19 protein-coding genes are annotated in these 23,129 nt (G+C 63.9%); 6 read left to right on the top strand and 13 right to left on the bottom strand.

What is annotated here, in order from left to right; all coding sequences use genetic code 11:
• Window positions 1-12 precede the first annotated feature (12 nt).
• Complete coding sequence (gene priA / locus NZ993_03035) at window positions 13-2,457, top strand: primosomal protein N' (GenBank protein MCS7154771.1); 2,445 nt, start codon at window positions 13-15, stop codon at window positions 2,455-2,457.
• On the opposite strand, the gene NZ993_03030 is transcribed toward priA, so the two are convergent.
• The 7 genes from NZ993_03030 to NZ993_03000 are packed head-to-tail and all read right to left on the bottom strand — an operon-like array spanning window position 2,454 to window position 8,905.
• Window positions 2,454-3,266, bottom strand: a complete 813-nt coding sequence (locus tag NZ993_03030) for a sulfite exporter TauE/SafE family protein (protein MCS7154770.1) — start codon at window positions 3,264-3,266, stop codon at window positions 2,454-2,456. The genes priA and NZ993_03030 overlap by 4 nt on opposite strands.
• Window positions 3,256-4,047 carry a TerC family protein gene (locus tag NZ993_03025; GenBank protein ID MCS7154769.1) on the bottom strand — a complete coding sequence of 264 codons (792 nt, stop codon included), beginning with the start codon at window positions 4,045-4,047 and terminating at the stop codon, window positions 3,256-3,258. Before NZ993_03025 ends, NZ993_03030 begins: the two co-directional genes overlap by 11 nt.
• A 12-nt stretch (window positions 4,048-4,059) precedes the next feature.
• Window positions 4,060-5,391 (bottom strand): HAMP domain-containing histidine kinase, encoded by a 1,332-nt coding sequence (locus NZ993_03020; GenBank protein MCS7154768.1) that lies wholly within the window; start codon window positions 5,389-5,391, stop codon window positions 4,060-4,062.
• 21 nt (window positions 5,392-5,412) lie between these two features.
• Complete coding sequence (locus tag NZ993_03015) at window positions 5,413-6,339, bottom strand: ABC transporter ATP-binding protein (protein MCS7154767.1); 927 nt, start codon at window positions 6,337-6,339, stop codon at window positions 5,413-5,415.
• Window positions 6,320-7,960, bottom strand: a complete 1,641-nt coding sequence (lysS, locus tag NZ993_03010; GenBank protein MCS7154766.1) for a lysine--tRNA ligase — start codon at window positions 7,958-7,960, stop codon at window positions 6,320-6,322. The genes NZ993_03015 and lysS overlap by 20 nt, the downstream gene beginning before the upstream one ends.
• Window positions 7,957-8,346, bottom strand: coding sequence for a hypothetical protein (locus tag NZ993_03005; protein ID MCS7154765.1), 390 nt, complete (start codon window positions 8,344-8,346; stop codon window positions 7,957-7,959). The genes lysS and NZ993_03005 overlap by 4 nt, the downstream gene beginning before the upstream one ends.
• Complete coding sequence (locus tag NZ993_03000) at window positions 8,318-8,905, bottom strand: primosomal replication protein (GenBank protein MCS7154764.1); 588 nt, start codon at window positions 8,903-8,905, stop codon at window positions 8,318-8,320. Before NZ993_03000 ends, NZ993_03005 begins: the two co-directional genes overlap by 29 nt.
• 67 nt (window positions 8,906-8,972) lie before the next feature.
• On the opposite strand from NZ993_03000, the gene tsaB reads away from it, so the two are divergent.
• Complete coding sequence (tsaB, locus tag NZ993_02995) at window positions 8,973-9,734, top strand: tRNA (adenosine(37)-N6)-threonylcarbamoyltransferase complex dimerization subunit type 1 TsaB (GenBank protein ID MCS7154763.1); 762 nt, start codon at window positions 8,973-8,975, stop codon at window positions 9,732-9,734.
• A gap of 14 nt (window positions 9,735-9,748) precedes the next feature.
• Window positions 9,749-10,588 carry an acetyl-CoA carboxylase, carboxyltransferase subunit beta gene (accD, locus tag NZ993_02990; GenBank protein ID MCS7154762.1) on the top strand — a complete coding sequence of 280 codons (840 nt, stop codon included), beginning with the start codon at window positions 9,749-9,751 and terminating at the stop codon, window positions 10,586-10,588.
• Here the strand turns inward: accD and NZ993_02985 are convergent.
• The 5 genes from NZ993_02985 to NZ993_02965 are packed head-to-tail and all read right to left on the bottom strand — an operon-like array spanning window position 10,585 to window position 14,615.
• The gene (locus tag NZ993_02985) at window positions 10,585-11,583 is read right to left on the bottom strand and encodes a D-alanine--D-alanine ligase (protein ID MCS7154761.1); all 999 of its coding nucleotides are present in this window, start codon (window positions 11,581-11,583) and stop codon (window positions 10,585-10,587) included. The genes accD and NZ993_02985 overlap by 4 nt on opposite strands.
• 6 nt (window positions 11,584-11,589) lie before the next feature.
• Window positions 11,590-12,624, bottom strand: a complete 1,035-nt coding sequence (locus tag NZ993_02980) for a dipeptide epimerase (GenBank protein ID MCS7154760.1) — start codon at window positions 12,622-12,624, stop codon at window positions 11,590-11,592.
• A gap of 17 nt (window positions 12,625-12,641) precedes the next feature.
• Window positions 12,642-13,448 (bottom strand): phosphatidate cytidylyltransferase, encoded by an 807-nt coding sequence (locus NZ993_02975; protein MCS7154759.1) that lies wholly within the window; start codon window positions 13,446-13,448, stop codon window positions 12,642-12,644.
• Window positions 13,445-13,699 (bottom strand): hypothetical protein, encoded by a 255-nt coding sequence (locus NZ993_02970; protein MCS7154758.1) that lies wholly within the window; start codon window positions 13,697-13,699, stop codon window positions 13,445-13,447. The genes NZ993_02975 and NZ993_02970 overlap by 4 nt, the downstream gene beginning before the upstream one ends.
• On the bottom strand, window positions 13,680-14,615 hold the full coding sequence (locus NZ993_02965) for a CPBP family intramembrane metalloprotease (GenBank protein ID MCS7154757.1): 936 nt from the start codon (window positions 14,613-14,615) through the stop codon (window positions 13,680-13,682). The genes NZ993_02970 and NZ993_02965 overlap by 20 nt, the downstream gene beginning before the upstream one ends.
• A 165-nt stretch (window positions 14,616-14,780) precedes the next feature.
• Here NZ993_02965 and NZ993_02960 point away from each other — a divergent pair, with 165 nt between their 5' ends.
• Genes NZ993_02960 through NZ993_02950 form a run of 3 tightly spaced genes read left to right on the top strand, consistent with a single transcriptional unit; the run spans window position 14,781 to window position 19,762 of the window.
• Window positions 14,781-15,764 carry a hypothetical protein gene (locus tag NZ993_02960; GenBank protein ID MCS7154756.1) on the top strand — a complete coding sequence of 328 codons (984 nt, stop codon included), beginning with the start codon at window positions 14,781-14,783 and terminating at the stop codon, window positions 15,762-15,764.
• A complete protein-coding gene (locus NZ993_02955) occupies window positions 15,707-17,938 on the top strand; it encodes an amidohydrolase family protein (protein ID MCS7154755.1) in 2,232 nt (743 codons plus the stop codon). The genes NZ993_02960 and NZ993_02955 overlap by 58 nt, the downstream gene beginning before the upstream one ends.
• 42 nt (window positions 17,939-17,980) lie before the next feature.
• Entirely contained in the window at window positions 17,981-19,762 is a 1,782-nt protein-coding gene (locus NZ993_02950; GenBank protein MCS7154754.1) for a Na+:solute symporter, read from the top strand.
• A 49-nt stretch (window positions 19,763-19,811) separates the two neighbouring features.
• Here the strand turns inward: NZ993_02950 and NZ993_02945 are convergent, their stop codons facing one another.
• The gene (locus NZ993_02945; GenBank protein ID MCS7154753.1) at window positions 19,812-23,012 is read right to left on the bottom strand and encodes a glycosyl hydrolase; all 3,201 of its coding nucleotides are present in this window, start codon (window positions 23,010-23,012) and stop codon (window positions 19,812-19,814) included.
• Window positions 23,013-23,129 lie beyond the last annotated feature (117 nt).

Raw genomic sequence — 23,129 nt, 5'->3', positions numbered from 1 at the left:
TAACTTGCGGCCGTGAGTCGCTCGGACTTATACGCGCAGATCGTCCTGCCGCTACCCCCCATCGACTGGGAATCGGAGGAGGGGGGTCTTTTCACGTACGCGACGCCTCCGGAGCTTACGGCCCGTCTAAAGCCCGGCGTACGGGTTGTCGTGCCCTTTGGCCGTCGGCGCGATATCGGGCTTCTAGCCGGATGGTGCGAACAGCCGCCAAAGGGCATAACGCCTAAGCCGATCTTGGATGTGCTGGATGCCGAGCCCATCGTCTCCGAGGAGCTGCTGCGGCTTACACGTTGGGTGGCCTCCTATTACCTGTGCTCTTGGGGAGAAGCGCTCCGAGCCGCCCTGCCCGGAGTATTTGAGCCGGAGCAGGATTATCGGGTTTACCCTGTTCGGAAGGAGGGCGAAGCGGAGCTACCCAAACGGCTTCGGGCGATCCTGGCGCGTCTGCACGCCGCGCAGGGAGTGCATGCAAGAAAGCTAGAACGAGACGGCGTGCGGTTTTCGGATCTGTTGCGCCTTGCCGAGCTCGGGTTTGTGCGCCTGGAGGGGCGCACCCGATCCGCGGAGCCCGCCCCTTTGTCGGAAACTTACTACGAGCTCACCCCGAAGGGACGCGCCCCCGAAGCGCTGGATGCACTCAAAGAGCGGGCGCCAGCGCAGGCACGCTTGCTAGAAGAGCTACTTGCCGCAGACGGACCCTTGTCCGCCTCGGAACTTAAAGGCCGACTCCGCACGTCGCGCTCAGCCCTGCAGGCTCTACAGGCAAAGGGTCTTATCCGGGCCGACAGACGCCCTCGGCTGCGCGCCGAGTCGGCGAAGCCCGATTCGGCCCCGTCGAAGATCACGTTGACCGAAGCGCAACGCCAAGCGCTTTCGGCCATCGAAGAGGCCCTTCGGCAGCGGCGCTACCGGACGTTTCTGCTGCATGGGGTAACGGGAAGCGGCAAAACTCAGGTCTACATCGAGGCCATTCGCTGGGTGCTGCGATCGGGGGGATCGGCCATCGTGTTAGTGCCGGAGATTGCTCTTACGCCGCAAATCGTAGAGCGCTTCTGCGGCCACCTGGGCGCCGAGGCGGTCGTGGCCTTGCACAGCCGGCTTTCCGAAGGCGAACGGGCCGACGCGTACCGGGGAATCCACGCTGGGCGCTTTCGCGTGGTCATCGGCGCCCGATCGGCCGTTTTCGCCCCCGTTCGGGATTTGCGCCTGATTGTGGTCGACGAGGAACACGAGCCCAGCTATAAACAGCTGGATCCTGCCCCTCGCTACCATGCGCGCGACGTGGCCGTGCAGCGCGCCGCTTTCTCGGGGGCCGTTTGCGTGTTGGGCTCTGCCACGCCCTCGCTCGAGGCGTATCAGAACGCGCGCACGGGCAAGTTCCTGCTGCTCAGGATGCCCGAGCGCATTCACGAGGCCCAGCTGCCTGAGGTGCGTCTGATTGACCTTACGCGCCATCCTTGCAAAGGAAGCCTATCGGCCCCTCTAGAGCGGGCCCTACAGGAGCGCTTGCGTCGAGGGGAGCAGGTTATCCTATTGCAAAACCGCAGAGGTTATGCGCCCGTCTTGGAGTGCCAGGACTGCGGATGGACCCCGATGTGCGCCTTCTGCGCGGTGACGCTCACCTATCACAAAAGCGCTCGCCAAGTGCGTTGCCACTATTGCGGTCACGCGGAGAGGGCCCCGGACTGCTGTCCGCGGTGCCAAGGGGTGCGCTTTATGCCTATAGGCGTCGGCACGCAGCGGGTCGAGGAGGACCTCCGGGCGCGGTTTCCGGAGGCGCGGGTGATCCGCATGGATCTGGACACCACAGCCCAGAAGGGCGCGCACGCCCGGCTGCTGCGCCGCTTCGCTAAGCGGGAAGCTGACGTGCTGCTGGGCACTCAGATGGTGGCTAAGGGGTTGGATTTTCCCTATGTGACGCTCGTCGGGGTGATCAACGCGGACATAAGCCTGCGGCTGCCGGATTTCCGATCCGCAGAGCGAACCTTTCAGCTGATCGCGCAGGTGGCCGGCCGCGCAGGACGCAAGCACCTACCCGGGGAGGTGATCGTGCAGACCCGAAACCCGGAACATTACAGCCTGCGCATGGCGGCCCACCACGATTACGAGGGCTTTTTCGCGCACGAGTTAGCCCAGCGCCGCGCTTTGGGCTATCCTCCCTGTGGGCGCCTGATCCTGTTGGAATTTCGCCATGGCCGAGAGGAGCGCGCCCGAGAGGCTGCCGTCTGGTTTGCCGACAGGATACGCGCCGCCCAAACGGGCGCGCTCGTGCTCGGACCGGAGGCGGCGCTCATCCGGCTTGTCAAGCGAACGTATCGGTTTCAGGTGCTGCTCAAATTCAGTCCCGCAGCACGCTCCCGCCTTCTGGCCCCGCTCCGTCAGGCCCTGAAAGCGCTTCAGGAGCAGTATCCTGCGGTGCGCTGCGTAGTAGAGGTGGACCCTTTGGGAACGCTCTAGCTGGCCAATAGATACCCGATCATGCCGAGCGCCACAAGGGCGAAGATCCGACGCAACCAGATGGGGGAAATCCGGCTCGCAAGCCGAGAACCTAGGGGAGCGCCCAAGATGCCCCCCACTAACAACGGCAGCGCAGTTCCGTAATCCACATAGCCCAGGCTGTGCGGAGGCAACCCCGAAAGACCCCAACCCCGGACGGCGTATGTGATCAAGGCCACCGTGCTGATGGGCAAGATCGCGGCCATGGAAGTTCCCGCCGCCCGCCGCATCTCCATACCGCCCCAGTAATGCCACAAGGGCACCATGACCACGCCCCCGCCCACGCCAACCAGAGCCGAAAGCATTCCGGCAGCCACACCCACAAGCGGCGAAACCCAGCCCAAGAACGCCCGATCAGAAGATCTGAACGAGCGGCCTTCAAAGAGCATGCGCAAAAGAAGCAGGGCAAACAGGCTCACCAGCACCAGACGCGGCACTTCCGGTCTGTACCAGGGCTGGGTGGTGATAAAACGCGCTACCGTCCAGCTCGTTATGGCTCCGCTTAGAGCCGCGCTCAGCGCCTCTCGGAAAGCGACGTTGCGTTGCCGCGCATGCCCCAAGGTCCCGGAGAGACTCGTCGCCCAGACGCTTAGCAGCGAGGTGGCCGTTGCCAGAGGGGCCACGTGGGTGGAATCCAGTTTGGCTATGTGCTCGTAATGATGCAGCAATAGGGGGCTAACGAAGAGTCCACCGCCTATCCCCAACATCGCCCCCAGAAGGCCCACGCCGGCGCCGATGGCCGTCCACAGCAACGGCGTTTCAGGACCCATGGCTATCCCCAGAAGATGTCTGTTCCTTGAGCGGCTTCTCCTCGACGACCGCCGCAAGAGGACGGGCCGGTCGCACAAGCAAACCGCCAAAGAAGAGCGCCAGCAACACCCCCCAGAAGATGAGCTTATACCAGGTCTCCTCTGGCAACCCATGGGGCAAAACGGCCAACTTGGGGTGGCTTAAGGCCACTACGGCGAGCTTGATCCCGATCCAGCCCACGATCAGGTAAGCGGCCCGCTCTAGGCCCGGGAAACGCTGCAGTAGCCCGATAAAGAAACCCGCCACCAGACGCATGGCGGCTACCCCGATGAATCCGCCCAGGATGACCACGGCAAAGCGACCGCCGTCGAGCCCTCCTATCGGGGGCCAAGAGCTCGGGGGTAAGCTCTGCACCAAAGCCACGGCGGCCAGAATCGAATCTATGGCGAAGGCGATATCGGCCAGCTCCACCTTCACCACCGTGCCCCAGAACCCCGACCCTGCAGGCGCGAGGCGATCCGGACCTTCGGCCCGCCTTTCGAGCAAATGCCGCAACGCCACATACAACAGATAGGCCGCCCCCAAAGCCTGAAATTGCCAGATCTGAATGAGCACGGTGGCAAACAAGATGGCCAAAAACCGAAACACGTAGGCCCCCACCAGCCCATAGGTGAGCGCCCTTAGGCGCTGCTCCGGGGGCAGGTGCTTGACCAAAATGGCCAGTACAAGTGCATTATCCGCCGAAAGCAGGCCCTCCAGGAAGGCCAGCACCACAATCGTCCAGAGGTACTCTAGCCACATAAGGACGATCCCCTACGCAACGGGTAGGCGAATGCGCATCGTGGTGCCGAATCCCGGACGAGAGTCGGCCACCTGCACGGCGCCCCCGTGATAGGTTTCGATGATGCGACGCACAAGGCTCAGGCCCAGGCCCCAGCCGCGTAGCTTGGTGGTAAAACCCGGCCGGAATATGGCGCGCCAGTACCGCCGCTCGATGCCCCTGCCCGTGTCCGTTACCTCCAGGATCACGGACCGGCCCTCGGCCCGAGCCCGAATCGTTATGCGACCCTCGGAGCCTTCAAGGGCGTCCAGGGCGTTGCGCACCAGGTTTTCCAGGGCCCATTCGAAAAGCTCGGCGTTCACAAGAGCCTGAAGCCCCTCGGGCACCTCAGGCCGGATCTCCACTGCTCTGCCCAGCCTTGGCAGGCGGGCCCGGAAATACGCCACGACGCGCTCCACTAGCGGCTGCAGAGGTTCCGGACGCAGTTGAGGGACGGATCCAATCTGCGAAAAGCGCCTGACCACGCGCTCCAAGCGCGTTACGTCCTCGCGTATGGCTTTTAGCGCCTCTGCGTTGCGGGGATCGCCCTGCGCCTCCAGCCAAGCGAGCCAGCCCTGCAGGCTCATAAGCGGAGTTCCCAGTTGGTGAGCGGTCTCTTTGGCCATCCCCACCCAGAGGTTGCTTTGCTCGGCTCGGCGCACGTAGGCAAACCCCCAGTATCCGACGAGCACAAACAGGGCCGTTACGAGCAGCTGCACCCAAGGAAACCAGCGAAGCGCCTCGATCGTGGGCGACTCCCCGTAGTAAATGTACTGCGCCCGCTGCAGCGTGTCGTTGCCATAACGGATTACGATGGGCTCATGTTCGCGCGCCATGCGCTGCCGCAGCTGCTGCAGATAAGCCTGTCGCCTGGGTTCGCTCCAAGCCGGATTTATGGGAACGTTGAGGGCAAACTCGACCCGACCCGATTCGTCCGTGAGCAAGGCCGGGACCTGAAACCGGTTGGCCGTCACGATGTGCGTGACGACGAACTCCGCATCACGCGCCCCCAGTTGCCGTCTGGCGTAGTCGAGCGCTTCTTGCCAGCGCTGAAAGCGCCCGCTATCGAGCCCGATCGAGGCGGTCCGAGGTAGGCGCGCAAACCAGGCGTAGAGCTGCTCGAATTCCTCCTGAAAGGGGTTCTCGAGGGCCTCCACTTGGTATTCAACCGCTCGGGCCCAAAGCTCGATATCGGCCCGCTCTCGGGCCTCTAGCTGAAGCACCAGGCGGTGCGTATACACAAGCGAGCCCACCGCAATACCGACCGCTGCCACAATGAGCCCGATCTTTAGGCGTGTCGCCCACGTGTAAGGATGTTGGCGCATAGTGAGGGGAGGGGCTGCGTACTATTCGCGCAACGAGGTTCCGGTAAACTTTAAAAACACGTCCTCCAGGTTAGGCGGACGAAGCACGTAGGCGCTCTGCCCAAAACGGCCCAGAAGCGCGACCGCCTCTTGGGGGGACACCTCCATCCAGAGCCTATCCAGGAAAGCGCGCACGGGCCGCCCGTTGAGCGCCCGGCGAGCCTCGGGCCCATCGGGCAGCTCCAAGATATAGCCCATAAAATGCGCCCGGATGAGCTCCGACGCTGTGCCCTCGGCAACGATTCGGCCCCCTTCCAAGAGCACGATCCAGTCGGCCAGCCGCTGGGCCTCTTCCATGTAGTGCGTGGTGAGCACGATCAGAAGGCCCTCCTTGCGCAGGCCGTGCAGGAGCTCCCAGACGTTCAAGCGCGCCTGCGGATCCAGCCCCGTCGTGGGCTCATCCAGAAACAAAACGCGAGGCTCGTGCACCAGGGCGCGAGCGATCTGCGCACGGCGCCTGAGTCCGCCGGAAAGCTCCGCGGGCAGCGCCCGACGCCTGTCTCGAAGCGCGAAGCGCTCCAGCAGCTCCTCGATGCGCTCGCGCACGTCTCGGGGCCTTAACCCGAAGTAACGGGCGTAGACCTCAAGGTTTTCCTCAACGGTGAAGTCCGGATCCAGCGTGTCCTCTTGCGTTACCACCCCGATCCAGCGTTTGATCGCCTCCTGGTTTCCCTCTAGAGGCTGACCAAAATATTGGATCTCGCCCGCATCGGGGCGCAGAAAACCATACAGAAGCCGCACGAGCGTCGTCTTGCCCGCCCCGTTAGGACCCAAAATGGCCACACAAGAACCCGACGCTACGCGCAAGCTCACCCCGTCGACGGCCCTGCGGGCCCCGTAGGCCTTGACCAGGCCCTCGGCCTCGATGGCCCAACGGCCCTTTGCCGTGCTATCTGGGGTGTTCGGCATGCGGATCGGCCCCATCTTGTGCGGGTGAGGAGAAAGCTGCGCTAGCACCCCGATACGACTCAAGGGGTCGCATGTGGGGAAACAGGATCACGTCCCGAATCGACTCTTGTCCGGTCATGATCATGGCCAATCGGTCAATGCCTATCCCGAGCCCAGCCGTGGGGGGCATGCCGTATTCGAGGGCGCGCAGAAAGTCCTCATCAAGCTCCATGGCTTCTTCGTCGCCTTGCGCCCGCAGCCGGGCCTGCTCAAGAAAGCGTTCCCGCTGATCTATGGGGTCGTTGAGCTCGGAGAAAGCGTTGCAAAGCTCCTTGCCGTTGCAAAGGACCTCAAAGCGCTCCACCAAGCCCGGCTTCGATCGGTGCCGTTTAGCCAGCGGGCTAAGCTCTAGGGGATAGTCCATGACGATCGTGGGCTGGATACATGTGGGTTCAACAAAGGTGCTGAAGAGGTCATCCAGGATCTTGCCCGCCCCCATGGAGGGATCCACCGACACACCTAGCGAGCGGGCAAGCTCGGCCAGCTCCTCTCGGCTTAAACCATAGCAGTCGTAACCGATGGCCTCTTTCAGGGCGTCAAAGAAGCTCACGCGCCGCCAGGGGCGTTGGAAATCGATGATCCGATCACCCCAACGCACCTGGGTGGATCCATGCAGCTCCCGCGCAACGGTTTCCAATAGCTCTTCCGTCAACTCCATCATCCAAAGATAGTCCTTGTAGGCCACATACAGCTCAAGCATGGTGAATTCGGGGTTATGAAAGCGGCTTATGCCTTCGTTGCGGAAATCTTTGCCGATTTCGTAGACGCCCTCAAAGCCCCCCACGATAAGCCGCTTCAGATACAGCTCATCGGCGATGCGCAAATACAGATGCATGCCCAACGCATTATGGTAGGTCACAAAGGGACGGGCCGTGGCTCCGCCGTAGAGGGGCTGAAGCACGGGGGTTTCGACCTCCAAATAGCCCCGGGCGTCAAGAAAATCGCGGATCACCCGGATCATCCGGGTCCGCTTGCGAAAGACCTCCCGCACCCCGGGGTTTACGATCAGGTCCACGTAGCGGAACCGGTAGCGCTGCTCCTTGTCCTGAAAGGGATGGTAGATCTTGCCGTCTTTTTCCTTGGGCAAGGGAAGCGGACGCAGGGATTTGGCCAGTAGCTTGACCTCCGTGGCGTGTACGGAGATCTCCCCGGTCCGGGTGCGAAACACCCAGCCCCGGACCCCCACGATGTCGCCGATGTCGAGAAGCTTTCTGAGCACCTCGTCGTAAAACTCCGCCCCCAGCTCGTCGCGTCGGGCGTAGATCTGGATGCGTCCGGTCTCGTCTTGGATGTGAAAGAACATGGCCTTGCCCATAATACGCTGGCTCATGATGCGCCCGGCCACGGCCACGTACCAGCGCTGCTCTGCCGGGACTTGGCCCTGCTCGTCCAGGGTATCGGGGTCCCGAAACCGGGTCAAGATCTCCGCCGAGCGGGCGCTAACCGGGAAGCCCTCCGCGGGATAGGGATCGATGCCGCGGGCGCGCAGCATGGCCAGCTCTTGACGACGGCGTCGCTCTTGCTCGGAGAGCGTCGCCTCGGGATCTGTCGGATACGCCTCCATATGGTGGGGATCGTTCATCCCGCTTCCTCCTCCAAATCCGGCCAACAGGCCAAAAAGTACCGCCAAGCGGCCCAGCGTAACAGGCGCTCCTGCTTGTCGGGGTCTAAAGGTTTATCCAAGGGCCGCAGCGAGCGCCATCGGGTAAAACCCGTATGGGGCTCGCGACCCATGGGCTCCAAGTACCCCAAGGCGGCTAGGGCGTAGTTGGCCCCTTCTTGTATGAGGTCCTGCTTTGCCTCTTTTTCCAATCCCGGCTCGTAACCCAGGCCCAGTTCGCGCAAGCCGATCAGAAACAACACACCCTCCAGCGAAGGGCTTTTGCCGAAGCGCGCGGCCAGGCGTTTACACAACCGTTCCCAGCGACGATCCAGATCCTCAGGAGGCTCTTCGGGAAGCACGCGCATGCGTATCAAGTCCGCTTAACCCCAACAGGCTGATGCCCAGCACTAAGGTTGCTCCAGCCAGGCGGCTATACCAGCGGTGCAGCCGCTCAAATTGGGCACGCGCAGGCCGCTTGTCTTGTTCCGCCGGCAGGTCGAAGCTCCGCAACTCCCGACGCAGCGCCTCCATCTGCGGGGCGATCGCTCCGGCGTAAACGGCAAAGGTTCCCACCATGAGCCCCACAAAAAGGGAGCGCGCAAGCAGCCACCGGGGCCTGTGGCGACGCCCAAGCCACAGAAGCGCTGTGCCCACCGCGAGGGCGGCTGCACCCCAGAACTCCAGGGTGCGAATCCGCTCCAGCACCGCGCCCGTCAGATATCCGGCCACGGTGCGGGGCCCATAGGAGCCCGGCTGACCGTCGATCACTTGGGCGCTTGTCCCGATCTCCTTCAGCAGGGTAAAGTGGAGGGGAGCTACGGCGTAGCCAAACGCTATCAGGGCTCCGAGCCACAGAACAAGGCCAGACCAGCTGAGCAGCCGGCCCACCCGAACGTACCAGGGGGTTTCGTGTTGCGTCCGCATACGTGCTTGCACCGTTTAGCGTGCGAAGGACAAAAATCGGATTTTGTGCGGCTAAAAGCACGCCCTTGTGCGCCGAAATGCTGGAAGACCTTACCTTTGGCCTGTCATGCCGGCCGAAGCAGATCGACCGATCCGGATTTTGGCCTTGGAAACGGCTACGGCCGTAGCCAGCGTGGCGCTTCTGGAGGACGAGCGCACCCGTCTGCTTTGGGTGCTGGAGCGCCCGCAGGCGCACGCAGAGCGGCTTGTGCCGGCCATTGCGGAGGCCTTAGCCCACGCGGGATGGGCGTATGCGGATTTGAGCGCGGTAGCCGTCTCCGCCGGGCCGGGCTCATATACGGGCTTGCGCATCGGGGCGAGCACGGCCAAGGGGCTATGCTTGGCCTGCGATCTAGCGCTCATAGCCGTGCCCACCCTGGAAGCCCTCGCTTGGGGGGTTAGCCCCCTTGCGGCCCACCTGCGGGCCAGTGTGCTCGCCCTGCTGGATGCGCGCCGGCAAAACGTATATGCCGCCTTGTACGAGCCAGCCGACAGCGGGCCCCTTCTGCGCTGGGGACCGGAGCTGCTTTCGGTTGAGGCGCTTCCGGAGCGAATCCCAGAGCCCGTGCTGCTTGTGGGCAACGGAGCGGCCAAGAGCGCACCCGTGCTGCGCAGCTCGGGGATCAGCCCAATTTCGCTGCCCGATCCCTGGATGCGCCCCTCCGCCGAATGGGTGGGGCAGCGGGCCTTTGGCCGATTTCGGTCCGGTCAGCGAGCCGATATCGCTTCTTTTGAGCCCCTGTACTTGCGAGATTTTGTCCCCGGATCGCCTCGAGATCCCTTTGCGTAAACGGGGAGCGTTCCATGACGTGGTACAAACGAACCGAATCCGGCATCCAGAGCACCACACGCCGCGATGTGCCGGTTGGGCTGTGGATAAAGTGCGAGGGCTGTGGGGAGATCTTTCACCGCAGCCAGTGGCGGGCGCAGGCCTACACCTGCCCCCAATGCCAACACCATCAACAGATCGGCTCAGAGGAGTACTTTGAGCTTCTCTTTGACGAGGGCTCCGGTGAGGAGTTCAACGGCCACCTGCGGCCCGTGGACCGGTTGCAGTTCGTCGATCGCAAGCCCTACGCGCAACGGCTCCTGGAGGCCCAACGGGAAACCGGCCTGCTGGAGGCTGTGCGGACCGCCACCGGGCTCATTCACGGACGTCCGGCCATCATCGCCTGCATGGATTTCGCCTTTATTGGGGGCAGCATGGGGTCCGTGGTCGGCGAAAAAATCGGGCGCGCCATCGACCGGGCCCGTGAGGAGCGCACCCCGCTTATCGTTATCTCCCAAAGCGGGGGGGCGCGCATGATGGAATCGGCCCTAAGCCTGATGCAAATGGCCAAAACGAGCGCCAAGCTGGCCCGCCTGGCCGAGGCGCGCGTGCCTTACTTTTCCGTGCTCACGCATCCGACCACGGGTGGGGTAACGGCCAGCTACGCCATGCTGGGGGACGTGAACATCGCCGAGCCGGGAGCCCTGATCGGCTTCGCCGGCCCGCGCGTAATCAAGCAGACCATCGGCAGCGAACTGCCCAAGGGTTTTCAGCGCGCCGAGTTCCTGCTCGAACACGGATTCGTAGACCTGATCGTACACCGCAAACAACTCAAGCAGACCCTGGCCCATCTGATCGATCTGTTCCTGGGCTAGGGCCGCTTGAGCCGAACAAGCCGCTCTAGGGCCGGCTGCAGCAGTTCGGCCAAGAAGTCCACATACGATCGGCCTAAGTACTCGGCCAAGACCCCAAAGGTGCCCTCCGGAGAGAAGGTGGGCAGCGGATTGATCTCCAAAAACCACACCCGACCCTCGGAATCGACGCGAAAATCGGCCCGCGCGAAATCCCGACACTCCAGTTTCTGATAAGCCCGAAGAGCCGCCTCCTGTAGCCTCTGCTCCAGCTCCCCTGTGATGGGCCAATCGGCCCGATAGCTCCAGGCTCCCCGGGGCATACCGCGGTGTTCGAGGGCGTGTAGCCCGATACCCGTTTGCGTCTCCACAGCCCGCTGCAGAACCGGATACGCCCGCGGGGCCTCAGGCGGGCCCACCACGGCCACGGTGAACTCCGCGCCCGCGATGAAGACCTCCACTAACGCGTCCTGCTGATACGTCCGGGTCACCCAGCGCACCTGCTCGCAGAGCGCACCGAAGCTCTCCACGCGGCTGTGGACCGTAATGCCCTTAGAAGAGCCCTCGTAGCGGGGCTTAACGAAGAGCGGAAAGGGCCCGGGCAGCTCATCCGGCTGCGGGATTTGGCCCGGGCGGTAAACCCGATACGGCGGGGTGCGCACGCCGGCCGCCGCGACCAAGTCCTTGGTCCAAGCCTTGTCGAGCGACAGGGCTACGGTCAGGGGATCGGAGCCCAGATACGGAATGCCCCAAAGCTCCAGGAGGGCCAGGGCGCGCGCCTCCCGAAAGCGCCCCTTGCGCCCCTCAGCGATGGAAAGCGCGGCCTCCACATCGGGTCGCCCCCGCCGCAGGAGCGCTTCAGGGCCGCCCAGTCGGATGGGGTCGTGACCCAGCAGCCGAAGGGCCTCCTCCAGGGCCCGGACGGTTTCCTCCGGTTCCCATTCGGCATCGGCATCCGGAGGGTCGTCGGGATCCCAGGGGAAGTGCTCAAAGAGCTCGTAAATAAGCCCAATCCGCATGCTTCCCTACGGAGGCCAGGGGAACTCCGGACGGCGGCGCACACCCAAGCCTGGCCCCTCCGGAAGCCGCAAGTAGGCCGCCTGCGTTACCTGCACGCCCTCAAAGAGGTCCTGGGCCAGCAAAAGCGGCCCATCCAGGTCGGCCCAGTCCGCCAGGGGCGTCAGCAGAGCCCCGGCTGTGGCCGCGACGGCGCTTTCGAGCATGCAGCCGATCATGACGCGCAGCCCCCGCTGGCGGGCCGCTTGTATGAGACGGCGGGCCTCTCGAAGCCCCCCACATTTCATGAGCTTGACGTTGATCCCATCGAAAGCCTCCGCTGCGCGCGCGACGTCCTCGGGTCGCTGCACGGACTCATCGGCCACTATGGGCAGGGGAGATCGCTCCTGAAGCCAGAGCTGATCTTCCCAGCGCCCAGCCGGCAGAGGTTGTTCGACGAGCTCGACGTTCTGGTCTGCAAGCCAACAGATCTTCTCCAGGGCCTCCTTGCGCTCCCAGCCCTCGTTGGCGTCCACGCGCAGGGTGCGATCCGTAAGGCGCCGGATCGTGCGGATGATCTCCTCATCGTACGGGGTGCCCAACTTGACCTTGAGGATGGGAAAGCGCTCGGCCTCGCGGACCTTCTCTTCGATCACCTCCGGGGTGTCGATGCCGATGGTGAAGGAGGTCTGCAGGGTGCTGCGCGGGTTAAGCCCCCAGAGCCGATACAGGGGCAGACCCTGCAGCTGGGCCCAGAGATCGTGCAAGGCGATGTCCACGGCGGCCTTGGCCGCAAACTCCCCGGGGGCGTGGGCGTTGACGTAGTCCAGGGCCCGATCTAGATCCTCGGGTAGCTCAAAGCCCCTCAGGTCCAGGCTCTCCAGAAACGCGATGGCCGAGGATTGGCTTTCGCCATAACGGGCGTTCGGGGCGGCCTCTCCGATCCCCACCCGGCCGTCTTGATGCAGCTCCACGATCACATTCTGCACCTGGCTGCGCACCCCGCGGCTGATGCCGAAGGGGCGGGCCAGCGCCCACGTGACGGGGTAGATGCGCATCTCCATAGCTTTGCCGCTCCCTTTTATAACAGACCCACAGCGTGCGCGTAGAAGGCGGCAAGCGTCGATACGGGGGCCAGGGCGTCGATGCGATCCAAGATCCCGCCGTGCCCGGGAAGCAGCTGACCGCTATCCTTTACCCCCACGCCTCGCTTAAGCCAAGATTCGGCTAGATCCCCCATGGGTCCTCCGAAGGCTGCGATCGCGGCCAAAACGGCCACGTGGATGCCGGCTAGCTTGTGCCAGAGCGTAAACCCCAGCAAAAGGGCCACAAGCGCGGTCAGCAAAGCCCCGCTCCAGAGGCCCTCCCAGGTCTTGCCCGGGCTGATGCGGGGGGCGAGCGGATGACGCCCCCAGAGCCGTCCCCCCATCCAGGCCCCCGTGTCGGCCGCCCAGACGAGCAACAGCAGCCCCATCACCCAGGCCCAGCCCTCCGGGGCGCCTTCGGCCCGACGGAAAACCCCCAGAAACCCGATCAAAAAGGGCGCATACAGGGGCCCCGCCAGGGAGGCGGAGACGTTGCCCAGGGGTCTACCCCGGCCCCGCAACGGCTCTGCCAACAGCAACGCCAGCACGCCCACGGCCAGCCCCCAGGGCCAGAGGCCGGGCCAGGCCTCGCGAGCGGCCAAAAACGCCCCCAAGGGAAGCGAGAGGGGGCCGTTCGGATGAACGCCCTCATGACGAAGCAGCGCATTCCACTCCCGCACGGCCAAGGCGCCCACAAGCGCCAGGGCGGCCCAAAAAAGCCAGCCCCCTACGTATACGACGGCCAGCACGATCGGGGCAAGCCCCAAGCCCACTAGCAGACGCTGAGGCAGCTCCGCCTTCATGCTTCCTCGGGAAAATCAGAGGAATCCATGGTCTCAGCCAGAAACCGCTCGGCTCGCTGCCGGTCTTCGGAGCGCACCAAGACGTAGATCCCCGCTCGTTCCCCGAGCAACAACCCGAAAGAGCGATCCCATTGGGAAAGCAGCACAGCCGGAAGTCCGGCCGCAAGCAGGCGACCCTGCACAAGCCGGGCCTCGAATTCCCCGAAGAAGGTGCGCAATACGACCCACCCCTCAGGCGACGGCGCGGCCATAGAGCCCTCGAGCCCGGCGTTCAAAGGCGTAGAGCAAAAGCCCCAGCAGCGGAAGCGCCAGAAGCACCGCATACCACGGGAAGAGCATCTCCTGGGTGTCGGGTCGGACCCAATCCGGGCGCAGGGCGGCCACAAGCACGGTCGCCCCGTTGTTTGCGAAGTGCACGGCAACCGCTGTCCACACACTTCCGGTGCGCCAGACCAGATATCCCAGCAACACCCCCAGCAGGGCCAGCGGCAGCACCTGGGTGAGCCTAAGGTGGTAGAGGCCAAACAGCAGCCCCGACACCAGCAGGGCCGCCCAGAGGGGCCACGTGCGCATCAGGTTACGCAGCACATAACCGCGGAACAAAAGCTCCTCACAAAGAGCCGGTATGGCCGCCACGAGCACCAGATGCAACGGCAGCGCCGAGCGATCCTGAAGAGCCCGGAACAAAAGCTCCAGCTGTCGCCGCTCAAGCTCCTTGTAGCCCTCTGGCAGAGGCAAGCGGGCGTTCCAATCGGCCAGCAGCTGAATACAGGGCTGCACAACGAAGATCAGGCCGAGGGCCAGCACGAACAGCCCCCCATCGGGCCGCTCCAGGCGCAGATACAAGCCCGGACGGCTGCTGTGCAGCCGCGCCAGCAGCAACGTGGGCAGGCCCAGCACGAGCACCTGCGCCAGGGCGTTGACGAGGAGCAGGGCGCGCGCCGACTCCCGTGAAGCCAAGGGCTCTTGCCGCCACAGGGCACCCGGGTCGACGTGCTGAGCCCACAGGTAGCTAAGCAGCAGCACGCTGCCGATCGCCTGAAACAACATCCAGGCCAGAAACGACCACCCTAGCCCCAAAAGCCAAGGGGGCAGCCGATGGCGTTCCAGCCAACCGTCTAAAGGAGGCACCAGGCGGGCGATCGCAGATTCGCCGGAGTCCGGCATACGGAGGAGCTCCTCTGAATACAGTAGCCGGGAAGTTACGACAAGGACCCCGGCTGGGGCCAGGTGGGCTTGATCCACAGGCGGGGGCTCCGTACGTTGTGCGGCGCTTTAAACCGAAGTAGACGCATGTGTCGGGCTTCTGTTTTGATCTTGGCGCTCCTCTTGATGGGGTACTCGCTTCCAGGGCCGGCTTACATAGCGCAGCCGGACACGGTCCGGCCTTCTGGAAACCGTCCCTTACCCCTGAAGCCCACGCGCAGTTTGCGTCTGGCTTCGCGGGAGGGGTCCTGGATTTCGCTTGACGTCAGCCCCGATGGCAAGCGGATCGCCTTCGTATCCGATCGCGACGGGGCCGAGAACCTCTGGATCCTGGACCTGGCCGAAGGCGACACGATACAGCTTACCCGAGGACGTAACGACCGATACGAATCTCCGACCTGGACCCCCGATGGCCGCTACATTGTCGTCTCCAAGGGCAGCCGGCCGTTTACGCCCACGAAGCTTTGGCTTTATCACGCGGAGGGGGGAACCGGCGTGCAACTGATCCGCGAGCCTGAGAACCTGCGCACCGTGGGCGCAGCCGTCTCCCCAGATGGCCGCTACATCTGGTTTGCGCAGCGTACGGACACCTGGCGGTACAACGCCATCCCGCCCCGGTACCAACTGGCGGTCTACGACCGGGAGACGGGGTGTACGTATGTGCGTTCCAACCGGTATGGCTCAGCCTTCCGCCCCACGCTCTCTCCGGATGGCCGCTGGCTCGTTTACGGCAGCCGGCAAAAAGACCATACGGGCTTGCGGCTGCGCGATCTGCGCACAGGCCAAGAGCGGTGGCTGGCCTATCCGGTGCAACGCGACGATCAAGAATCGGTGGCCCCGCGCGACGTGTTGCCCGGTATGGCTTCTACTCCGGACTCTCGGGAGCTCATGACCTCCTTTGGGGGCAAGATTTGGCGTATCCCCATCGAAGGTGGGCCGGCCGTTGAGGTCCCCTGTGAAGTCGAGCTAGAGCTACCCGTAGGGCCGGAGGTGCGTTTCCAATACCCTATCTCCGATGCCCCACCATTGAGGTGCGACAGATCCGGGATGCCATGCCCTCCCCTAACGGACGTTTTATTGCCTTTACGGCGCTCAGCCGGCTCTACGTGATGGACTTGCTCCCCGGCACTTCAAGGCGGCTGACGAACCGGGAACGGATCGAGGCCCAGCCAGCTTGGTCTCCAGATGGGGCCTGGCTTGTCTTTACGACCTGGTCGGAGGCCGAGGGGAGACGTCTATACAAAGTCCGACCGGATGGGCGGGGCCCTACGCGACTGAACCGCACCTCGGCCGTGTACTGGGATCCGGTCTGGTCGCCCGACGGGAGCCGGATCGTGGTCATCCAAGGGCCGGCCCGCGCCTATCAGGAGGCCACTGGACCGCGCGCCCCGGGAGCGGCCAAGAACCTCGTCTGGATAACCGCCGAGGGCGGAGAGGCGGTGCCGATCGCACCGGCCGACGGCTGGGTCGAACCGCACTTTACACAAAGCCAGGAGCGCATCTTCCTGTTCCATTTCGAACGGAGGTTGGTATCGATCCGGTGGGACGGCTCCGATGAGAAGGCGCACGTGCGCGTTACGGGCAACCTGCGGCCCGGTCAGCGGGAACCCAATCGGGCCTCCCTGATTCTCGTGAGCCCTCAAGCGAAACAGGCCTCAGCGCAAGTCAACCACGACTTCTACGTGCTGACCGTAGCCTGGGTGGGGAGCCAGGCCCTCACAATCTCCGTCGACAACCCCCAACAGGTGGCCATGCCGGCGCGCAAGCTCACGGAGATTGGGGGGCAGTTTCCAGCCTGGTCTTGGGAGGGCCAACGCGTGCACTGGTCCATGGGCAACGCGCATGTGGTCTATGACCTTGAGCGCACCAAGGCCTTCGAAGACAGCCCCCGACAGGTCCGCCGCAACCCGGCCGATCCCACCCGGGGACTCGATGCGGCTCGCTACCGACCCTTGGAGGTGCGTATCCGCATCCAGGCCCAACGGGACATCCCACAGGTAGTGCTTCTGCTAAGAAAGGCGCGCCTGATCGCGATGCGCGGCGAAGAGGTCCTGGAAGAGACCGACATATGCATTCGTAACAACCGCATCGCGGCCGTGGAGCCGCGCGGCTCCTTCCCCGTGCCTTCGGAGGCCCGGATCTGGGACGTGTCCGGAAAGACCATCATACCCGGCTCTGTGGACACGCACGCGCATATGTGGCCCGTCTGGGGATTGCATCGATCCCAAGTCTGGCTTTACCTAGTCAACCTGGCCTACGGAGTTACGACCACACGCGACCCGCAGACCTCTACCACGGACGTGCTCACCTACGCTGACATGATAGAGGCAGGGCTTACCTTGGGGCCGCGCATCTACTCTACCGGCCCGGGCTTATTCGACGACTACCTCGAAAACCCGATTCGAGACCTGGAACACGCCAAGGGCGTGCTGCGGCGTTATGCAGATTACTACGATACGAAAACGATCAAAATGTACATCGCTGGTAACCGCCGGCAGCGGCAGTGGATCGTTCAAGCTGCGCGCGAGCTGGATCTTACCCCCACCACAGAGGGCGGCCTGGACCTGAAGCTCAACCTCACGCTCATGCAGGACGGCTACCCGGCCCAAGAACATGCCTTTCCGATCTATCCCCTATATGAGGACGTCATACGTCTGGCCTCCTTCACGCGGCTCTACTGCACCCCGACGCTGTTGGTCTTCTACGGAGGGCCCTTTGCCGAAACCCATACGCGTGAAAACCCGCACGACGAGCCCAAGCTGGCCGCTTCACCCCACATGAGGAACTGGACCGCAAAACGCGCCGACGCGGCCAAGGGGTGGACTCAGGGCCGGGCGACCGGTTCCGGGACGAGGAGTACGTCTTCCGCCAACACGCCGAGGTCGCGCGCTGCATCCTGCAGGCCGGGGGCCGGGTCTGCGTGGGCAGCCACGGACAGCTGTAGGGCCTGGGCTATCACTGGCAGTTGTGGGCGCTGGCTTCCGGGGGCATATCCGCGCACGAAGCGCTGCGCCACCCTTTACGGAGCGGAAGCCATTGGACTAGAGCGAGACCTGGGCTCCCTTGAGCCCGGCAAGCTGGCCGATTTGCCGATTTTGGACAAGAACCCGCTAGAAAACATCCGACATACAACGGCAATCCGATATGTGATGAAAAATAGGCGGCTCTACAAAGCCGAAACGCTCGATGAGCTCTGGCCGCGCCAGCGTCCTCTGGGCCGGCTGCCCTGGCAGGGGGAAGATCCCGTGGGCGTGCCCGGACTACACCGGCCCGGTGGGCGTTAAAACGGGCTGGGCCTTCGGAAACGATCCAGGAGCCTACCCGATATGTCGCTCTGGGACGGGCTAATCGTTTTGGCCTATTTGGTTTTGAGCGTGCTCATCGCGGTCCGCTATACGCGCCGGGCCGGGCGGAGCACAAGCGAGTTTTTTCTATCCGGACGCAACCTCCCCTGGTACCTCGCCGGCACCTCCATGGTCGCCACGACCTTCGCGGCCGATACACCGCTAGCCGTAACGGAGCTAGTGGCCCAAAACGGGGTCGCGGGCAATTGGCTGTGGTGGAACATGGCCTTTGGAGCGGTGCTCACGGTGTTCTTCTTCGCCCACCTGTGGCGCCGGGCCGGGGTGCTTACGGACGTGGAGCTCGTGGAGCTGCGCTACAGCGGCCGGCCCGCGGCCTGGTTGCGGGGGTTTAAGGCGCTTTACTTCGGCCTCTTCATGAACGCGCTCATCATCGGCTGGGTCTGCCTGGCCATGGAGACCGTGCTGCGCGTGCTGCTGCCCGAGCTCACCTTCTTCGGATTGCGGGAAGGGGAGTTATTGGGCACGCGCTGGAGCGCGGCCCTGCTTTGGGTGGGGGCTCTTACGCTTCTGGTGGCCCTCTACGCCCTTCTGGGCGGCCTTTGGGGGGTGGCCGTAACCGACGCCTTCCAGTTCGGGCTGGCCATGCTAGGCACGATCGCGCTGGCCCTTTTCGCGTTGGCGCATCCGGCCGTAGGGGGCATGGAGGGGCTAAAGGCCCAGCTTCCGGCCTCCGCCTTTCGTTTTACCCCTTTTGTTGGCTCGGGCTCAGCAGAGGCAGGCCAGGCGCTCGCGCTGAGCCTAACGGCTTTCCTGGCCTATATCGGCCTGCAGTGGTGGGCCTCCTGGTACCCGGGGGCCGAGCCCGGCGGGGGCGGCTATATAGCCCAGCGCATGATGAGCACCCGCTCGGAGCGCGATTCCGTACTGTCGGCCCTCTGGTTTGCGATCGCGCACTACTGCATCCGGCCCTGGCCGTGGATCTTGGCCGCCCTGGCCGCCCTGGTCTTGTATCCGGACCTGGAGCGGGACCGGGAGGGCTACGTGCTGCTCATCCGCGACGTGTTGCCCGTGGGGTGGCGGGGCCTGCTGGTGGCCGCCTTCCTGGCCGCGTTTATGTCCACGATCTCCTCGCAGCTCAACTGGGGCACAAGCTACCTGGTGCACGACCTGTGGCGACGCTTTCTGCGTCCGGGCCGGCCGGAGGCCTACTACGTGCGCGCAGCGCGCCTTGGCACGTTTCTTCTGGCCCTCGTGGCGCTGCTTGTGGCCGCGCATCTGGAGAGCATCAAGGGGGCGTGGGAGCTCATCCTCAGCTCAAGCGCCGGCCTGGGTCTTGTGCTGATCGCCCGATGGTATTGGTGGCGTCTTAACGCCTGGAGCGAGCTGGTGGCCATGGGGGCGCCGCTGCTGTGGGCGCTTTTAAGCGGCCTGGGGCTTTCGCCCCTGCGCCCGCCGTTTCCGGAAAGCCTATTCTGGACCGTGGGGCTTACCACTGCGGCTTGGCTCCTCGTCACCTGGCTTACGCCTCCGGAACCGGCCTCAACTCTGGAGGCCTTTTACCGGCGCGTTCGTCCCGGCGGGTTGGGTTGGGCCCCGGTGGCGCGCCGATGCCCCGATGTCAAGCCGGATCGCGATTTAACCTGGCGCGCGCTGGGCTGGTTGGGCGGAGTCGGCCTGTTGTACGCGGTGCTTTTCGGAATGGGGCATCTGTTTCTGGGCCATTACGCTCAGGCGGGGCTGATGATTCTGCTAGCCCTGCTTGCGGGTTGGCTTGTGCGCTGGGTGCTGGAACGCCTTCGCTAAAAAAGCCCCCAGGGCGGGTGCCCTGGGGGCCGAGAGGGCCGCTCGGGCTCTACTGGCCGCCTCCACCGCCCACGGCCGGAAGCGAGGGAGCGCGCACCATGAGCACAGGCGCGTTGGCCCGGCGCAGGGCCTCGTTGAGCTGGGCTACGTCAGATGCCAAGAACCGGGCAATCGGCTCCAGGGCGGGACGCACCTGGGCCTTGAGCTCTTCGTAGTAGCGCAGCTGATACGGCGTCGGGCCCAGGTTGTTGTCCAGCATGCCGGCCATCTGGTTGAGCTGTTCTGCAAGCCGCGGACCGTAGTCCTGCTGCTGATTTTGCGGCCTCAGGAGTGTGGCCTCCAGCGAGTCCGCCTTCTTGCGAAAGGCCTCTAGCTGCCCCAAGAGGGCCCGCGTCTCGTTTCCGCCCCAGGCGCGTAGCGTGCGCTCAACGGCCTGAGCCTGCTCCCGCACCCCGTCAAGGGCGCGCAGAAAGTCGTTGATGGTCGAGCGAAGCTCCCGCAGTTCCATGCCCCGCTGGAAGCCCACCTGTATGCGCTCCGCAAAGGGCAGAAGCGCCCGCTCCAGGCGCACCTCGACGGGCTGCTCGTAGCTGCGATCCCCCACTAGAAGCCGCACCGTGTAGGTGCCGGCCAACACGTGCGGGCCTGCGGGCCCGCCACCGAAGAAGCCCATCATCTCCTCCTGCTGTGGCTCGCCCGCCTGAGGCGGACGCCGCGGCCGCGGCCCCTCGTGCCTGAGATCCCAGGCCACACGGTTTAGGCCCTTTTCGCGGGGCAGGCGCGTAAGCTCCCGGATCACGCGGCCGGATCCATCTAGGATCTGGATGCGCACCGGCGTGCGCTCGTCGGGCTTCTCCTTCAGATAGTACGTAATCAACGCCCCATAAGGCGGGTTGGGACCGGAGAACACCGCATCCCCGATCCCGTAACGGCCCATGGCGGTGCTGTAGCGGACCGCAGCGCGAATCGGGAACAGATGGGCCTCGCGTGCGGCCAGCTCTGGGCTTAGTTGTTGGATGACGGTAGCGTCGTCGAAAATGTAAAGGCTGCGCCCGTGAGTGGCGATGATCAGGTCGTTCTCCCGAGGATGGATCCGGACGTCGTGCACGGAGACGCCCTGAGGCAGGTTCTTCAGATGCAGCTTGATCCAGTTTCCTCCCCCGGTATAGGAGGCGTATAGGCCGGTCTCCGTGCCTACGTAGACGAGGTTCGGGTTGCGCGGATCCTCGCGCACCACGTGCACGTAGGCGCCCTCGGGCAGGTTGCCCGTAACGTTCGTCCAAGTCCGGCCGAAGTCCGTGGTCTTGAACACGTACGGCCGGAAGTCGTTGAACATGTGCCGATCAAAGGCCACGTAAGCCACGCCAGCCCCCGTTCGGGAGGGCTCTACAGCCGAAACGGGAGACCCAGCGGGCACGCCCGGGATGTTGCGCGTGACATTTGTCCAGGTCCGCCCTCCATCTAGGGTCACGTGCACAAGCCCGTCGTCTGTGCCCACCCAGATGACTCCGGGCTGCACAGGGGATTCCTCCAAGCTGATGATCGTGCAGTAATATTCGGCCGTGGTGTTCTCCTTCCAGACCGGGCCGCCGGCCGGACCCAGTTTGCTGGGGTCGTTTGTCGTCAGATCCGGGCTGATCTGCTCCCAGGTTTGTCCGAAGTCGGTGGACTTGAAGACCACGTTCCCAGCAAAGTAGACCGTGTTTTTGTCGTGCGGCGACTGCACGATGGGCGCGTTCCAGTTAAAGCGCACCTTGAGGTCCCGGGCTGGGCCTCCGCCGGTGCGCACGGCCGGGTTGATGCTTTGCTGGGCGCGTGAGTCCAGATGCGTACGCAGGATATTTCCACCCTGGGATTCGGTCAGGTATAGATTCGGGTTGTCAGGATGAATAAGGGACTGAAACCCATCCCCGAAAGAGACCAGCTGCCAATCGTCGTTTAAGACGCCCACCCCATAGCGGGTGCGGCTCGGACCGGCCCAGGTGCCGTTGTCCTGAAGACCACCTACGACGTTGTAGAAGGGCTCCGCGAAATCATACCAGACATGGTAGAACTGCCCTAGCGGGATGTTGTTCACGTACTGCCACGTTTCGCCCCGATCGTAGCTGACGGCGATCCCGCCGTCATTGCCCAGCCACATGCGATGGGGGTTAACGGGGTCGATCCAGAGGGCGTGGTGATCGACGTGAATCCGCTGAGCGCTTTGCCGAAACGTACGGCCCCCGTCGATAGAGACAAAGAACTGGGTGGCCAGCGCATATATGCGGTTTTCGTCGGTGGGATCCACCCGGATGTCCGTGTAATAAAAGCCGCGGCTTACGATGTTGCGCTGTCGGGAAACCTCCCGAAAGCTCTCCCCGCGGTCCTCAGAACGAAACAAAATCCCCTCGTTGGACTCGGCGATCACGTAGACGACGCTCGGGTTGCTGGGGGCCACTTTGACCCCGATGCGACCCAAAAGCCGGGGTAAGCCCTGCTCAAGCTTTTTCCAGGTGCGCCCCCCGTCTACGGAGCGCCAAAGGCCGCCTTTTTCGCTGCCCGAGGTGTGGGTCCAGGGTTTGCGCTCAAACTTCCAGAGGGCCGCATACAGGATATTCGGGTTCTGGGGGTCTATGTCCATGTCCGAGACCCCGTGCTCGGAGTCCAGGTAAAGCACCTTCTGCCAGGTTTTGCCCCCGTCCGTGGTCATGAACACACCGCGATCCTCCGTGGGCCCAAAAGCCGAGCCCAAGGCGCCCACGTACACGACGTCTGGGTTCTGCGGATGCACGAGCACGCGCGTGATGTGGCGCACGTTTCCTAGACCCAAGTGCTGCCACGTTTTGCCCCCGTCGGTGCTCTTGTAGACCCCGTTGCCGAAGGAGACGGAGTTGCGCGGATTGCCCTCGCCTGTGCCCACGTAGATGAGATCCGGGTTGCGCGGGTCGATGGCGATATCGCCAATGGAGAGCACAGGTTGCGCGTCAAAAAGCGGAATCCACGTATGCCCCCCGTTTGTGGTTTTCCATAGGCCCCCAGAGGCCGTGGCCACGTAAACCAAATTCGGGTTTCCCGGAACGCCCTCAATGTCCGTCGTACGCCCGCCCATAATGGCAGGCCCGATGTTACGCCACTCCAGGTTCTGAAGCCAAGCGGGGTCTATCGAGGGAGCTGCTGGGGCGGATGGGGCCGGCCGACGCTGGGCCCAAGCGCCAAGGCTGAGGAGCACAAGCAAACTCCCCATGAGAGAAACAGCATAGCGTACGCGCATAGCGAAACCTCCTCGAAGGTTCCTTGGAATTTTCATAGCGCTGCCTAAATCGGCAACGCCATTCAGAGCGATTTTACTGGTCCGTAACGAGTCCCCTTGATATCATTGTTGGTGTAC

Source organism: Bacteroidota bacterium (assembly GCA_025059945.1).
Lineage (GTDB): Bacteria > Bacteroidota > Rhodothermia > JANXDC01 > JANXDC01 > JANXDC01.
The sequence above is the reverse complement of the archived record's forward strand: the minus strand, read 5'-3'. Positions and strand labels throughout refer to the sequence as shown.